Source organism: Myxococcus sp. CA033 (assembly GCF_013336625.1).
GTDB lineage: Bacteria > Myxococcota > Myxococcia > Myxococcales > Myxococcaceae > Myxococcus > Myxococcus llanfairpwllgwyngyllgogerychwyrndrobwllllantysiliogogogochensis.
Genome location: NZ_JABUMU010000020.1, coordinates 144614 through 157903, shown reverse-complemented (window position 1 = coordinate 157903; position 13290 = coordinate 144614). Strand labels below are relative to the sequence as shown.

The window sequence follows — 13290 nt, the reverse complement described above, 5'->3', positions numbered from 1 at the left end:
CGTGGCCCGTGCCTCACGACACGGCCACGAACCGCCTGCGTCGCAGGTCCAGCATCCACGCCTCCAGCGCGTCCACCGCCGCCTGCGAGGGCTCCTCCGGCAACACGGAAGCCTCCAGGGCGGCATCGAGCACTTCGAAGGAGCGGGCCACCTCGGCGCGCCACTTCGCGCTGAGCGATTCGGGCAGTTCGGACTTCTCCCCGCGTCGCTTCTGCTCCACCAGTTCGTGCGCCTCCGCGAAGCCGTGGGAATCCAGCAGATCGGTGACATCCGTCTCCACCTCGCCGGTGCGCAGCGCGTGCGTCCCGGTGAGCGTGGTGCGCAACACGTAGAGGAGCTTCTTCGCGGAGCGGAAGCCGCTCTTCTCCCACTCCCGGAGCTGACCGTAGGCGAAGCCCCGGTAGTGCCGGTGCACCCGACGCGACAACACGCCGCGCACCAGCGGCTGAAGGGCCTCCAGCTCCGGGGAGACCCGCACGGGAATGGCCCCCAGCAGGCGCTCCAGGTAGTTGCCATTGCCCTGCAAGAGTCCCTGGAGCACGGGCTGGAGTTCGTTGGACGAGTAGTCCACCTCCACTCCGTCCACCACCTGGAGCCGCTCGGCGTTGAGCTGCCGGGGTTGCAGGCCCAGCAGCAGGGCCGTGGGCGCGATGTGGATGGACTTCAGGTCCAAATCACTGTCCGGCGAGGGAAAGCCATACGCATGCGCACCCGACAAGGACACCACCAGGTGCTCTCGCTTCGCGGACTCCTCGTCGAGCACGCCGTCCGCCACCTTCCGCTCGTGCTCCGTCATGGCGCCCTTCATTCCGAATCCCTCCACTCCGTCTCCGGGGCCTCGGGCGCCTCGCGCCCCAGCGGTCCCGGTGTCTTCAACACCCAGCGTCGCGCCACCTCGGCCCCCACGCGTCGCAACAGTCGGTCCGCGCGCGCGTAGTCGGGATGCTCCGGCAGTCGACTCTCCCGTCGCGCCGCCTCCAGCTCCGGCGCCATCGCCTCCGCGTCCCGCAGCACGTCATCGAGCGGCACGCTCCCCGCCTTGATGTCCAGCAGCCGTGCCTTCAGTGCGCCCGTCGCTTCGAAGACGGGCTCGCCATGGCGTAGCCAGCCCGTGGCCGTGGAGATCAACCGCAGCAGGTTGTACGCGTTCTTCGGCCGCAGCTCCCGCGCGGAGGGAGGACGCTGCCCCCCACCCCGGGCATAGGCCGTGAGCGCCGCGAAGTCGTTCGCCGTCAACAACCCCTGGTCCCACAGCGAGCGGTAGAGCTGCTTCACGTACGTCTTCGCCGCCAGCAGCGCGTCCTGCTGCGTGGGCGCTTCACGCGGAGACACCTCGGACAGGCGCCGCGCCACCTCGTCCAGGTTCGGAGCGGGCTCCTCGCACAGCCACTCCAGCAACAGGTCCCGGTGCTCGGCCAGCCGCTGGCTGCGCGTGAGCTTGTCCAGCTGACTCATGGCGTAGCGCCCGAAGCTGCCGAAGATGGCCTGCGAGGCGAACGCCTCACGCTCCGCGAGGAACCACTCGCCCAGTTCGTCCAGCGCCCGGGCTCCCGGCACGAACAGCGTCTCCAGCGTGTTCGGGTCCGCCCGCAGCGCCTGCTCCACCGTCTTGCGCGTCTCCCAGTAGGTGCTGCTGCCATCGGCGCTCACCAGGTCCATGGGCGCTTCGACCAGGCCGAAGGTCCACGAGAGCGGCAGCGCGAAGACGCCACGCACGTCCACGTCGGACTGGGCGTTCGCCAGTCCCCACGCATGGCTGCCCACGCGCGTCTCCAGCACCACGCAGGGCACCAGGGACTGCCACGCCGCCTCGCGACGCCGCGCGAACTGGACCTGCCCCGGACGACGAGGCACCAGCTCCTCACGCGTGAACCAGACCTCGCCCACGCCGACAATCTGGATGTCGAGCCCGCCATCCCGGGCGCGCACCACGCGCCCCACCACGCCCTGCGGAATGCGGCGCCCGCCCGAGGCCAGGCGCTCCACGCGCGTCGTCACCTCGGTGCCGTGCGGCAAGGGCACCGACAGCCGGTCCACCTGCTCCAGCCCCCGGATGCGAGAAGTCCCCGAGCGGGGAGGGTCCGTTGGAGAGTCGCTCATCGTTCACCTCGAAGTGGAAGTCGCGGTCGGCCAGGGACGGCGCGAAGCCCGAGGGGCTGACCACCCCGTCGGCTCAGCTCCGGGGCACCGTCGTCCCGATGCTCTCACGCAGCCGGGACAGCAGCCTGCGAGCCGTCTCCAGCTCCGCCCGGCAGCGGTCCAGGCGCTCCGCCATGTCGGCGACCTCGCCCGCGTCCGCGCGCAATTCGATGTCCCGGCACTGCGCCTCCAGCCCCGAGGCGCCGAACCACGCCGCGTTGGACTTGAGGGTGTGCGCCGCGCGGCTGACATCATCCAGCAGCCCATGCCGCAACGCCGTGTACGCGTCTTCGAGCAGGGCCGGCATGCTGAGCAGCGCGGTGTCGATGAGCTCCGGGAGGATGTTCCCCGCCTGGGTGCCCAGCTCCCGCCACAACCGCGCCAGCGCGGCGGGCTGCAGGCCGGGAATGCGCGCCGCCACCGGCACGATGTCCTCGTCGAGCGGCGCGTCCACGAGCGCGCCACGCTCGGGTCTGGAGCGCGTGCCGCCCTGCGGCCGCGGCGTCTGACAGCGCACCAGCGCGGCGGTCAGCGCCTCCACGCGGATGGGCTTGGCGAGGAAGTCATCCATCCCCGCCTCGAAACACTGCTCGCGGTCGGAGTCCATCGCGTTGGCCGTCATCGCGATGACCCATGGCTGCACGTTGGGCGGCAGCTCCTGACGCAGCCGACGCGTGGCCTCCAGCCCATCCATCTCCGGCATCTGCAGGTCCATGAGCACCACGTCGAAGCGCTGACGCATGGCCCACTGGAGCGCCTCGCGACCATTGGACGCGGCCTGCACCGGATAGCCCAGTCGATCCAACATCAGGCTGGCCAGCCGCTGATTGGTGGGGTTGTCCTCCGCCAACAGGATGCGCAGGGGCACGCGGTCTCCCGGACGGTCCCTGGGGATGGGCGCCCCCGTGGCGGCAGACTCCGCGCGAGCCCGAGCCACGTCCTGGGAGAAGCAGGACATCAACGTGTCATGGAGCTGGGAGGCTTTCATCGGGCGGGACAGCACCCCTGTGAAGAGGCCCGGCGGCGGCACCGCGCGACGACCGGGCGAAGTGAGCAGCAACAAAGGCAGCGCCCGCAGGTCCTCGCGCTCACGGATGCGCGCGGCGAGCGAAGGCCCGTCCAACCCCGGCATCTGATGGTCGATGAGCACGACGTCGAAGCCCGCGCCTGGCTGGAGCTTCGCGAGCGCCTCCATCCCCGAGCCCGCCTCCACCGGCACCGCGCCCCAGGTCTGGAGCTGCCGGCCGAGGAGCCGCCGGTTGATGGCGTTGTCGTCGACGATGAGCACGCGCCGGCCTTGCAACAGCGGCTGGTCCGCGCGCAGGTACCCGGCGGTCGTCTGCGGCGCGGCCTGCACGGTGAGGGAGAAATGGAACGTGGCGCCCTTGCCCGGCACGCCCTCGCTCTCCACCCAGATGCGTCCACCCATCGCCTCCACCAGGCGCTTGGAGATGGCGAGCCCCAGGCCCGTACCGCCAAACTTGCGCGTCACCGAGACGTCCAGCTGATTGAAGGGCTGGAAGAGTCCCTTCTGCTTCTCCTCGGTGATACCGGGCCCCGTGTCCTGCACGGAGAAGGTGAGTTCCCAGGGAGCGTCCGGAGCTTCCTTGCGGCGCGCGCCGTCCACGGAGACGACGGCGCCGCCGGACTCGGTGAACTTGAGCGCGTTGCCCACGAGGTTGAGCAGCACCTGACGCAGCCGCGAGGCATCGCCCATCACCACCTGCGGCACCTGCGGCGAGATGTCCGCGCCCAGGTCCAACCCCTTCTCGCTGGCGCGCACCGCGAGCAGGTCCAGCACCGACTCCACGCACTGCCGCAGGTCGAACGGGTGCGGGTCCGTCTCGAAGCGGCCCGCTTCAATCTTGGAGAAGTCCAGCACGTCGTTGAGCAGCGTGAGCAACGCCTCGCTGCTCTGACGGATGGTGGAGATGAACTCCCGCTGCTCCACCGTCAGGTGCGTGTCCAGCATCAGCCCCGTCATGCCGATGATGGCGTTCATCGGCGTGCGAATCTCGTGGCTCATCGTCGCCAGGAACAGGCTCTTGGCCTGGTTGGCGGACTCGGCTGCCTGGCGCGCGCGCTGGAGGTCGGTGATGTCGTGGTAGATGGCGATGAAGCCCAACTGCCGTCCGCCCACCGACACCGGCAGCGCGAGCAACTCCACGTCGACGATGGTGTGGTCCTTGCGCAGCCGCCGGGTGACGGAGTGCACGCGGCCTCGCTGCGTGACATCGCGCTGCGCCTTCTTCGCGTCGGGGAGGACGGTCTCCTCCGTGGCAACGAGGTCGAAGATGTGTTTGCCCAGCGCCTCCTGCGGTGTGTACCCGAAGAGGCGCTCGGCGGCGGGGTTCCACGAGAGCACGATGAACTGGCGGGTGATGGTGACGATGGCCACCGGGCTGTTGCGCACCACCGCCTCGAAGAACTCCTTCTGCTGGCGGATGGACGCTTCCACCTCCAGGCTTCCGCGCATGTCCTGGAGCTGGAGCACCCAGCCGAGCGGAGCGCCTTGCGCGTCCACCTGGGTCAGCGTCTGCACGCGCAGGTAGTACGCGGGCCCCGTGCCGCCCGGACGCTGCCCGGCGAGCTCCGTCTCATGGGGCGTGTCCGGCGAGCCTCGCGTGTCCGGGGGACGCCAGCCCGACAACAGCCGCGTCACCGCCATGCCCACCAGCTCCGCGCGGGGGCCGAAGATGCGCTCCGCCGCGCGGTTGACCTCCTGGATGAGGTGCGTGGCGTCGAGCACGAGCACCGCGTCGCGCGCGTGCTCGAAGACGGTGGAATGTGCTCTGGACGCCAGGTCGGTCACCGTTCCCCCTCCCGTCGCGAGTGTAGGTCAGCTCGGCCCCCCGTCACTATTTAGGGGCGCTCGAACAGATGATGGACCCCACCATTCCCAAAAAGAGGGCTCGTTGGGAGCCGCTCACCGTGGGCCTGGGTCCTCTCCAGGTTGAACCCGGCCGGTGACCGCGCACTCGCCAGTCACCTTCCGCCCCGGAGAGGGCCCTGCGCGGCGGACGTGCTTCGTTCCTTGCTAGCGGCTGGTCCACCACACCTTGAACTGGCTCCAGGAGATCTTCCCCGTGCGGTCCGTGTCGACGATGTCGACGGCGATCTCCAACTCCTCGTCCGTGACGTTCTGCCCGAGCGCTTCCAGCAGCCGCGCGAACTCGGTGCGCTCAATCGAGCCGGTGCGGTTGCGGTCGTAGCGCTGGAAGATGTCGAGCAGCTCGTTGCCGGAGCTGGTCAGCTCGTCCACCGCCGCGTGGACGGGCGCCAGGGGCTGGATGCCGGCGGATGAGGTCTCCACCTCCTCGACGAAGGGCGAGCCCGTGGCGGGGCGCTCGTCCCAGGCAACCGAGGTGACCTCGACGGACGGCGACGCGGGCGCCTTCCGGGAGACCGCGCGCCGGGGCGATGGGGACGTCGAGGTCCTGCCTCCGCTCGAGGGCACGGACGTCGTCGTCTTCGCGGCGCTCGTGCGCGCCGTGCCCTTCTTCGCGGCGCTCTTTCGAGTCGCGCTCTTCTTCGCCGCGCTCTTGCGCGCCGTGCCCTTCTTCGCGGCGCTCTTTCGAGTCGCGCTCTTCTTCGCCGCGCTCTTGCGCGCCGTGCCCTTCTTCGCGGCACTCTTGCGAGTCGCGCTCTTCTTGGCGGGGGCCTTCCGTGTCGCGCTCTTGCGAGTCGCGGCCTTCTTCGGGGTGGAGGCGCGCCGGGATGACTTCTTCGCAGCACTGGTCTTGCGTTTCTTCGTCGCCATGGGTGACTCCTCCTGGGCGGCGCGCATCGTAGCGCTCTCCCGGTGCGGGTCGGCAGCCCCCTGCGTGCAGGTAAGCCCCAGCCTGCCCTCCCCTCCCGACAGCCCATTCCGCCTAGCCCGCATGCCCGGTCTCCGGAATCTGGCGGGCTCCGCGGGGTTGTTGCCCCTGCCCTCTCTCCGAGCGACCAGCGTGCCACCAGGTCGCTCGGCACCCAGGCCGCTTCTGCTCAGAACGGGCTGCCGGAGAGGCCTCGAGGACAAGGTCCGACATGACCCACCCGCTCTGGCGTCCCCTTGATACCCTGGAACCCTGGCAGACAAACTGTTAGCAGGCCGAGCGTCGGCCCTCCTGACTGCTCGCGGCGACAACGCGGTAGAAAGAGGGCCCCGCCAGATGTTCACATGCCACCGCGCGCTGCGAGTAGGGCCGCACCGCGCGCGTTTCGAGACACCCGCCCGAGCCCCATCAGGACTTCCGCCTCTGAATGAATGACTCGCTAGAGACCCTCCTCGCCGACGGAATCATCGAGGCCGTCATTGGCCAGTTGAAGACCGGTAAGGAAGCGGAGGTGTGGCTGGTTCAGCACTCCGGGCAGGTGGTCGCAGCCAAGTTGTACAAGCAGCGCCACGAGCGGAACTTCCGCAACAACGTGGGCTATCGGGAAGGGCGCGAGGTGCGCAACTCCCGGACGCGTCGCGCCATGGAGAAGGGCAGCCGCTTCGGGCAGGCCGCTTCCGAGGAGGCGTGGAAGAGCGCCGAGGCCGACTCGCTCTACAAGCTGCACGCCCAGGGCGTGCGCGTGCCGACGCCGGTGATGTTCTACGAGGGCATCCTGCTGATGGAGCTGGTGCTCGACGCGCAGGGACAACCCGCGCCCCGGCTGGTGGAGGCTCCTCCGGCGACGCCCGAGGAAGCGCAGGCGATGTACGTGGACCTGCGGGCCCAGGTGGTCAGCATGCTGTGCGCCGACCTCATCCATGGGGACCTGTCGCCCTACAACATTCTGATGGGCTACCTGGGGCCCACCATCATCGACTTTCCGCAGACCATCGCCGCCGCGCGCAACAACCGCGCGGAGTTCTACTTCCGGCGCGACCTGGACAACGTGCGCGAGTTCCTCGCGGGCATCGCGCCCTGGCTGCACGGCGCCGGGGGCGACACGAGCGAAATCTGGAGCGCGTACACGCGGCGTGAGCTCACGCCCTCGTTCGTTCCCTCCGGCAGCTTCCGCGAGGCGCCGCGTCGCAATGGTAGCGCGGGCCGGGGAGCGAGCCGCCCCGTCCATGCGCAGCCGGTGGAAGCGCCCCCAGAGGCGCCCATGACGCCCGAGGAGGCCGAAGAGGCGGAGCTGCGCGCGCTGGAGGCATTGGTGCTCCGGCAGGGTGGTGGTGAGCGGAGCAAGCCTCCCGCGGCCCCAGCGCCGCGAGGCGGACGCCGCGGGCCCGGTCGATCGCCGCCGCGTTCCGGAGGCAATCGCCCGAATGCTCCCGCGTCGGCGCCGCGAACGGGTGGCGCTGGCGATCAGCGAAATGCCGCGCGCCCGCCGCAGGGTGGTCAGCACTCAGGTGGACCGCGCTCGGCGCCCGCTGAGCAACGCAATGGGAGTTCACGCGCGCCTCAGGTCGAGCAGCGCAATGGGAGCACTCGCGCGCCTCAGGTCGAACAGCGCAATGGGAGCCCTCGCTCGCCTCAGGTCGAGCAGCGCAATGGGAGCCCCCGCTCGCCTCAGGTCGAACAGCGCAACGGGAGCCCGCGCTCCGTGCCGGGTGAACAGCGCAACAGCAGCCCTCGCTCGGCTCAGGTCGAACAGCACAACGGGAGCCCGCGCGCTCTCCAGTTCGAGCAGCGCAACGGAAGCCCACGCTCGCCGCAGGTTGAACAGCACAACGGGAGCCCGCGCGCTCTCCAGTTCGAGCAGCGCAACGGAAGCCCACGCTCGCCGCAGGTTGAACAGCGCAACGGAAGCCCGCGCTCCGCGCCGGATGAGCAGCGCAACGGAAGCCCCCGCTCGCCTCAGGTTGAACAGCGCAACGGAAGCCCCCGCTCCGCGCCGGATGAGCAGCGCAGCACAAGCCCGCGCTCCGCGCCGGGTGAGCAGCGCAACGGAAGCACGTTATCGCCTCAGGTCGAGCAGCGCCGCGGAAGCACGCGCTCCGCGCCGGGTGAGCAGCGCAGCGGAAGCACGCTCTCGCCTCAGGACGAGCAGCGCCACGGAAGCACGCGCTCCGCGCCGGGTGAGCAGCGCAGCGGAAGCACGCTCTCGCCTCAAGACGAGCAGCGCAGCGGTGGTCCGCGAGGCACGAGTGATCCGCGCAACGGCGGTCCCCGTGACGCTCAAGGAGAGCCCCGCAACGGTCGGGCGGCTCGCGCGTCGGGGGACTCACGCAGCGGAACCCCGCGTGCCTCGGACGAGTTGCGCAACGCAGAACCTCGCTTCTCGGATGACTCGCGCAACGGGAACACTCGGGCTTCGGACGCTCCGCGCGGCGGCCACCCTCGTGCCTCGGACGAGTCGCGCAACGCAGAACCTCGATTCTCGGATGACTCGCGCAACGGGAACACTCGCGCTTTCGATGGCGAGCAACGGAACGGCAACGGCTCCCGCACCGCGGATGATTCGCGCAACGGCAGCCCGCGCACCCGCTCCAGCGAGCAGCACTCCGCCCCGGGCGAACACCACCGGGCCCCGAGAGAACAGTCCGGAGTGGACAACACCCGCCCGGCTTCAGGAGAGCAGCGCCGTGGCTCCTCACGTTCCGCGCAGGGCGAGCAGCGCGACGGAGGCCCCCGGTCCACCCAGGGAGACTCACGCAGCGGCCCACGCGCCCCCCAGGGGGACGCCCGCAACGGCACGCCTCGTGAGCAATCCTCCGCGCCAAACGGCCGTCACGGCAACGAGGTCCAGGCTGGCGCCGAAAGCCCCTTCCCCGAGTCGCGGCAGCGACCTGCCCGGAACGAGCAGCGAGGTGGCAATCGGGGCAACGGCAGGGCCTCACTGCCTGTCGTGGAGGCCCGCCCCGAGACGAACGCACCTGATGCCAATCCCGGCGGCAACACGCTGCGAGAGCCTCGGCAGAATGGGCCCGGCCCCCGGCAGCAACGCTCCGCTCCGAACCGGGGCGGCGGCTCCCGTGCTCCTCGCGGCGGTCCCCAGGTGAGCTACGTCGCTCGCAACAACAACCCTTCGGACTCGGGCCCGACGGAAACGGGTTCCTGACCACCCCGTAGGACCCAGGCCCGGTGAGCACTTCACGTCACCGGGCCCGTCTCCACTCCTGCGATACAGAGCAGCACCCGCTCACCCGACGCGAACGACCACCTTCCCGAAGTGGGCGCCGCTCTTGAGGTGATGGAACGCCGCCACCGCCTCGTCGAAGGCGAAGACGCGGTCCACCACGGGACGGACCGAGTGCTGCGAGAAGGCACGCACCAGCGCCTCGAAGCCCTGGCGATGCCCCACCAGGATTCCCTGCACGCGAAGGTTCTGCATCAGGATGGACGTCAGCGGCACGGCGCCCGAGCCACCGCTCAGCACGCCGATGACGGACACCGTGCCCCCGGGCCGCACCGCGCGCAGTGACTTCTCGAACGTCCCGGCCCCACCCACCTCCACGACGTGGTCCACGCCCGCGTTCCCGGTGAGCGCCCGCGCCGCCTTGTCCCAGTCCGGCGTCGTCACGTAGTTGATGAGGTCGTGCGCTCCCAGCGCGCGCGCTCGCTCCAACTTGTCGTCGCGACTGGAAGTGATGATGACGCGCGCGCCCAGCAGCTTCGCTATCTGCAGCGCGAAGATGGAGACGCCGCCGGTGCCCTGGAGCAACACCACGTCTCCTGCCTTCAACGCGCCATAGGTCACCAGCGCGCTCCACGCCGTGAGCGCCGCGCACGGCAGCGTCGCCGCCTCCTCGTCCGACAGGTACGCGGGCGTGAGCATCACCCCGTCCTCGTGCAGCACCATCGTGTCGCCCAGCGCGCCGTCCAGCGGCCCCCCTAGCGTGTGCTGCTGCGCCGTGCGCGTCGGCTCACCCGCGGGCCACGCCTGCGAGAACAGGCCCATCACCCGGTCTCCCGCCTTCACGCGCGTGACACCCTGCCCCACCGCGTCCACCACACCCGCGCCGTCCGAGTTGGGAATCAGCGGCAGCTTCTGCCTCGGGTTGTAGCGACCTTCCACCATCATCAGGTCGCGGTAGTTGAGGCTCGTCGCCTTCACCCGCACCCGCACCTGGAACGGGCCCGGCTCGGGGTCCGGCCGCTCGCCCAGCACCAGCTTGTCCAACCCGAATCCGCCTCGAATTTCATAGGCCCGCATGGGTCGGGTTCTACCGCGCCCACGCCCCAGAGTGGGAGTCGCGCTCGCACACGGAGGGCGCCTACACTCCCCGCCTCATCGTGCACGCCCTCCTCCTCATCTGCGCACTGCTGGCCTCCGCGCCCGGCCCTCGCTTCCCCCAGGGCACCGCGCGCATGGAGGTTGGCCCCGCGCCGCACGGGCTCCCCGACTGGAGCGTCCAGCGCTGCGCGGAGTGCCACGCCCCCCAGGTCGAGGCCTGGAAGCGCAGCGGCCACGCCACCGCGCGCACGGACGACGTCTTCCAGGTCGCCATCACCGAGGACCGGCCCGCCTGGTGTGTCCAGTGTCACGCCCCGCTCGCGCGGAACCTCGAGCGCGGCGCGCTTCCCACGGGCAGCCCTCCCGAGGAGCACGGCGTCACCTGCGCGGGCTGTCACGCCCCCCTCGGTGACGCGAAGGCCGCCCCCGCGATGCCCTGCGCGGGCTGTCACCAGTTCGGCTTCCCGGTGCTCCAGGGCGATGGCCAACGCGTCCGGCTTTCCGACACCCAGTGGCAACAGGACACCGTGGGCGAATGGACCCGGTGGCGCAAACAGACGGGCGACACGCGCCACTGCACGAGCTGTCACATGCCTCGCGGCGACCACGGACTGGGCGGCACCCGTCGCACGGAGTCCCTCAAGGCCGCGCTCGTCGTGGAGGCCGTGGACGGCGCGCTCCTGCTCTCCACGCGCGACGTGGGCCACGCCTTCCCCTCCGGTGACGTCATGCGCTGGGTCAGCGTGGAGGTCTCGGACCATCCCCTCTTCGAGTCCTCGCGCACCGTGGCCACGCTGGGCCGTCGAATCGAAGTGCGCGCCTGGCCACCGGAGCCGCTGCCACACCTGGGCGCCGTCGAGGACACCCGGCTGGTTCCCGGCCCGCCTCGCCGCATCCGCATGCCCGCGGGCGCGCGTTATGCCCGCGTCGTCTACCACCTGGTGTCCCGTGAGCAGGAAGACTCGGGACTCTATCCCCCGGGGCTCTCACAGCTGGTGCTGTGGGCCGCGCCCCTTCCCTCGACCCGAACACCTATGGAGCGCAAGCCATGATTCTCCTGTCGCTCATCCTCGCCGCCGCGCCGCCGGTCCTCCTGGAGCCCGACGCGGGCACCGCCCACCGCCTGCATCCCCGCCGCGTGACAGCGTCCTCCTTCCTGGAGAACGGCTGGAACAAACATGCCCAGAACTACCTCCCGCTCTACGTCGCCGATGATGACCCGGCCACCGCCTGGGTGGAGGGCGCCAAGGGACGCGGCGAGGGCGAGGCCATCGAGTGGTGGGGCCCGGAGCTGACACGCGCGAAGTCCTTCCGCGTCTTCCTGCGCAACGGCTACCAGAAGACGGACAAGCTCTACCGGGCCAACGCCCGTCCCAAGGGCGTGAAGCTGGAGCCGCTCGTCCAGGGCGAGACGGGGCCGCAGACGACGGGCACCGCCGTGGAGGTGGAGCTGAAGGACGTGCTCGGCTGGCAGGAAATCCCCCTGCCCGTGCCCGGCAAGGTCCAGGGCGTGCGGCTCACCCTCGTGTCCACCTATCCCGGCGCGTCGTACGACGACACCTGCCTGAGCGACCTGCGCGTCTACGTGGAGGGCGAGGACCCCTACAAGGCGGAGATGGAGACGGCCGCCTTCGAGCAGGTGCGCGCCTACGCGTACGAGCGGAAGATGGCCGCCGCGCGCAACGACACACAGGCGAAGCTGGAGTGGGCGCCTCGCTACAAGACCGAGGACCTCTTCATCCAGAAGAACACCGAGAAGCAGCAGGAGGTCTTCTACCAGACGGAGCGCACCCCCACGAAGTGGCTGGCCCAGGTGAAGGTGAAGGACTCCTACAAGGCGGAGTTGGCTCGCGCGAAGGCCGCGGCGGCGCTGTTCGACCGCGCCAGCCTGAACCTGGACGGCGACAAGTCCGAGGCCCGCTCGAAGTGGGTTCGCGTGAGGCCCGCGCTGCTGCGCCCGCAGAAGGCCGCCGCCAGTTCAGCGCTGTCCTCCATGGATGACCCGGGACTCGTGCGGGTCGCCGGTCTGCTGCACCTGGCGGATGCGTCCTTCTTCGAGTCCGACGCCACCCAGGCCCAGATGCGCGCGAAGATCGCCAGCACCCACAAGGCCGAGTCCCGCGCGCTCGCCGCCTGCGTCAAGCAGTGTGAAGCGGACCGCAAGGGCCGGACGCTCTCCGAGCCCGAGGAGATCTGCGGCTGCGATGAACAGTGCATGGGCTGCATGGGTGACCGGGAGCCCGAGCTGAGCACCCGGAGCGAGCAGCTCAAGCACCAGCTCACCGGTGGCGAGTACGTCCAGGGCTCGCTCGCCCAGCCCACCGCGTTCCTGCGTGGCCTCAGCGAGGAGAACGGCAGCCGCGAGTCGTGGATCTCCTTCCGCCAGACGCTCGTCACCTACTCGGGCGAGAAGGCCGACACGGTGCTCGTCTTCGGAAACCGGAACGCGGAGGAGGGTGGAGAGCCCGTCTTCGTGCACGTGCTCGACTGGAGCGAGTCCGGGGGCAAGGCGAAGCTGAGCGCCATCACCACCTTCATCATCGGCCTCGAGTCGGTGCGCGTGCTTCGCTACCGGCCCGCCACCAACGCCTGAGCCTCCAGTCGCGCCACGGCCTGCCGGGGGGTGAGGATGACGAAGGGCATCCCCTGTCGGTCCGACATCGACAACACGCGCTTGTCCTTGCTCACGAGCCACGCCGCCCCCGCACGGGCGGCCAGGAGGAGGAACTTCTGGTCGTCGCGGTCCTTGCAACGAGGCAGCTCCAGCGAAGGCCCTGACGCGTCCGGCGGGAGCACCTTCACGCGAGCCCGGTAGCGTTCCAGGGCCGTCCTCCGGCCCTCCAGGTCTCGTCCCGGCAGGAAGTGGCGCGACGCCAACACGAAGCCCAGCTCCGCCAGCGTCGCGTCCTCCGCCCACGCCTCCAGCGCGCCCGCCTCCAGCGCCGTCTGGAGCACGCGCAGCGCGGGGTCCTCGAAGACGTACAGGTCCAGGACGACGTTGGTGTCGAGCACCACGGGGAGCGGAGGCGTCAATGGGGACATTCGGGTTCCTGGAGG

The 13290-nt window shown here is 70.2% G+C and carries 9 protein-coding genes; 3 read left to right on the top strand and 6 right to left on the bottom strand.

Going from position 1 to position 13290, the window contains the following annotated elements:
- Nucleotides 1-13 precede the first annotated feature (13 nt).
- The 4 genes from HUA78_RS33910 to HUA78_RS33895 all read right to left on the bottom strand — a co-directional run bounded on the left by HUA78_RS33910 (nucleotide 14) and on the right by HUA78_RS33895 (nucleotide 5899).
- Entirely contained in the window at nucleotides 14-808 is a 795-nt protein-coding gene (locus HUA78_RS33910; protein ID WP_174478051.1) for a DNA polymerase beta superfamily protein, read from the bottom strand.
- Nucleotides 805-2100, bottom strand: coding sequence for a DNA polymerase beta superfamily protein (locus HUA78_RS33905; protein ID WP_174458409.1), 1296 nt, complete (start codon nucleotides 2098-2100; stop codon nucleotides 805-807). The genes HUA78_RS33910 and HUA78_RS33905 overlap by 4 nt, the downstream gene beginning before the upstream one ends.
- 73 nt (nucleotides 2101-2173) lie before the next feature.
- The gene (locus tag HUA78_RS33900) at nucleotides 2174-4951 is read right to left on the bottom strand and encodes a response regulator (protein ID WP_174465334.1); all 2778 of its coding nucleotides are present in this window, start codon (nucleotides 4949-4951) and stop codon (nucleotides 2174-2176) included.
- A 225-nt stretch (nucleotides 4952-5176) separates the two neighbouring features.
- Entirely contained in the window at nucleotides 5177-5899 is a 723-nt protein-coding gene (locus HUA78_RS33895) for an EF-hand domain-containing protein (protein WP_174478050.1), read from the bottom strand.
- A gap of 485 nt (nucleotides 5900-6384) precedes the next feature.
- Between HUA78_RS33895 and HUA78_RS33890 the strand changes: the two genes are divergently transcribed.
- Complete coding sequence (locus HUA78_RS33890) at nucleotides 6385-9117, top strand: RIO1 family regulatory kinase/ATPase (protein WP_174478049.1); 2733 nt, start codon at nucleotides 6385-6387, stop codon at nucleotides 9115-9117.
- Between the two features lie 81 nt (nucleotides 9118-9198).
- Here HUA78_RS33890 and HUA78_RS33885 read toward each other — a convergent pair whose 3' ends face one another.
- On the bottom strand, nucleotides 9199-10212 hold the full coding sequence (locus HUA78_RS33885; RefSeq protein WP_174461713.1) for an NAD(P)-dependent alcohol dehydrogenase: 1014 nt from the start codon (nucleotides 10210-10212) through the stop codon (nucleotides 9199-9201).
- An 80-nt stretch (nucleotides 10213-10292) separates the two neighbouring features.
- Here HUA78_RS33885 and HUA78_RS33880 point away from each other — a divergent pair, with 80 nt between their 5' ends.
- Together HUA78_RS33880 and HUA78_RS33875 are read left to right on the top strand one after the other, a co-directional pair.
- Entirely contained in the window at nucleotides 10293-11285 is a 993-nt protein-coding gene (locus tag HUA78_RS33880; RefSeq protein ID WP_371745719.1) for a multiheme c-type cytochrome, read from the top strand.
- Nucleotides 11282-12826, top strand: coding sequence for a hypothetical protein (locus tag HUA78_RS33875; RefSeq protein ID WP_174478048.1), 1545 nt, complete (start codon nucleotides 11282-11284; stop codon nucleotides 12824-12826). The genes HUA78_RS33880 and HUA78_RS33875 overlap by 4 nt, the downstream gene beginning before the upstream one ends.
- Here the strand turns inward: HUA78_RS33875 and HUA78_RS33870 are convergent.
- Nucleotides 12802-13275 carry a putative toxin-antitoxin system toxin component, PIN family gene (locus tag HUA78_RS33870; protein ID WP_141644174.1) on the bottom strand — a complete coding sequence of 158 codons (474 nt, stop codon included), beginning with the start codon at nucleotides 13273-13275 and terminating at the stop codon, nucleotides 12802-12804. The genes HUA78_RS33875 and HUA78_RS33870 overlap by 25 nt on opposite strands.
- Between the last annotated feature and the right edge of the window lie 15 nt (nucleotides 13276-13290).

Bases quoted from the DNA above. Each gene is read 5' to 3' on its own strand.
- HUA78_RS33910 (WP_174478051.1), bottom strand. From the start codon at position 808: ATGAAGGGCGCCATGACGGAGCACGAGCGGAAGGTGGCGGACGGCGTG.
- HUA78_RS33905 (WP_174458409.1), bottom strand. From the start codon at position 2,100: ATGAGCGACTCTCCAACGGACCCTCCCCGCTCGGGGACTTCTCGCATC.
- HUA78_RS33895 (WP_174478050.1), bottom strand. From the start codon at position 5,899: ATGGCGACGAAGAAACGCAAGACCAGTGCTGCGAAGAAGTCATCCCGG.
- HUA78_RS33890 (WP_174478049.1), top strand. From the start codon at position 6,385: ATGAATGACTCGCTAGAGACCCTCCTCGCCGACGGAATCATCGAGGCC.
- HUA78_RS33885 (WP_174461713.1), bottom strand. From the start codon at position 10,212: ATGCGGGCCTATGAAATTCGAGGCGGATTCGGGTTGGACAAGCTGGTG.
- HUA78_RS33875 (WP_174478048.1), top strand. From the start codon at position 11,282: ATGATTCTCCTGTCGCTCATCCTCGCCGCCGCGCCGCCGGTCCTCCTG.
- HUA78_RS33870 (WP_141644174.1), bottom strand. From the start codon at position 13,275: ATGTCCCCATTGACGCCTCCGCTCCCCGTGGTGCTCGACACCAACGTC.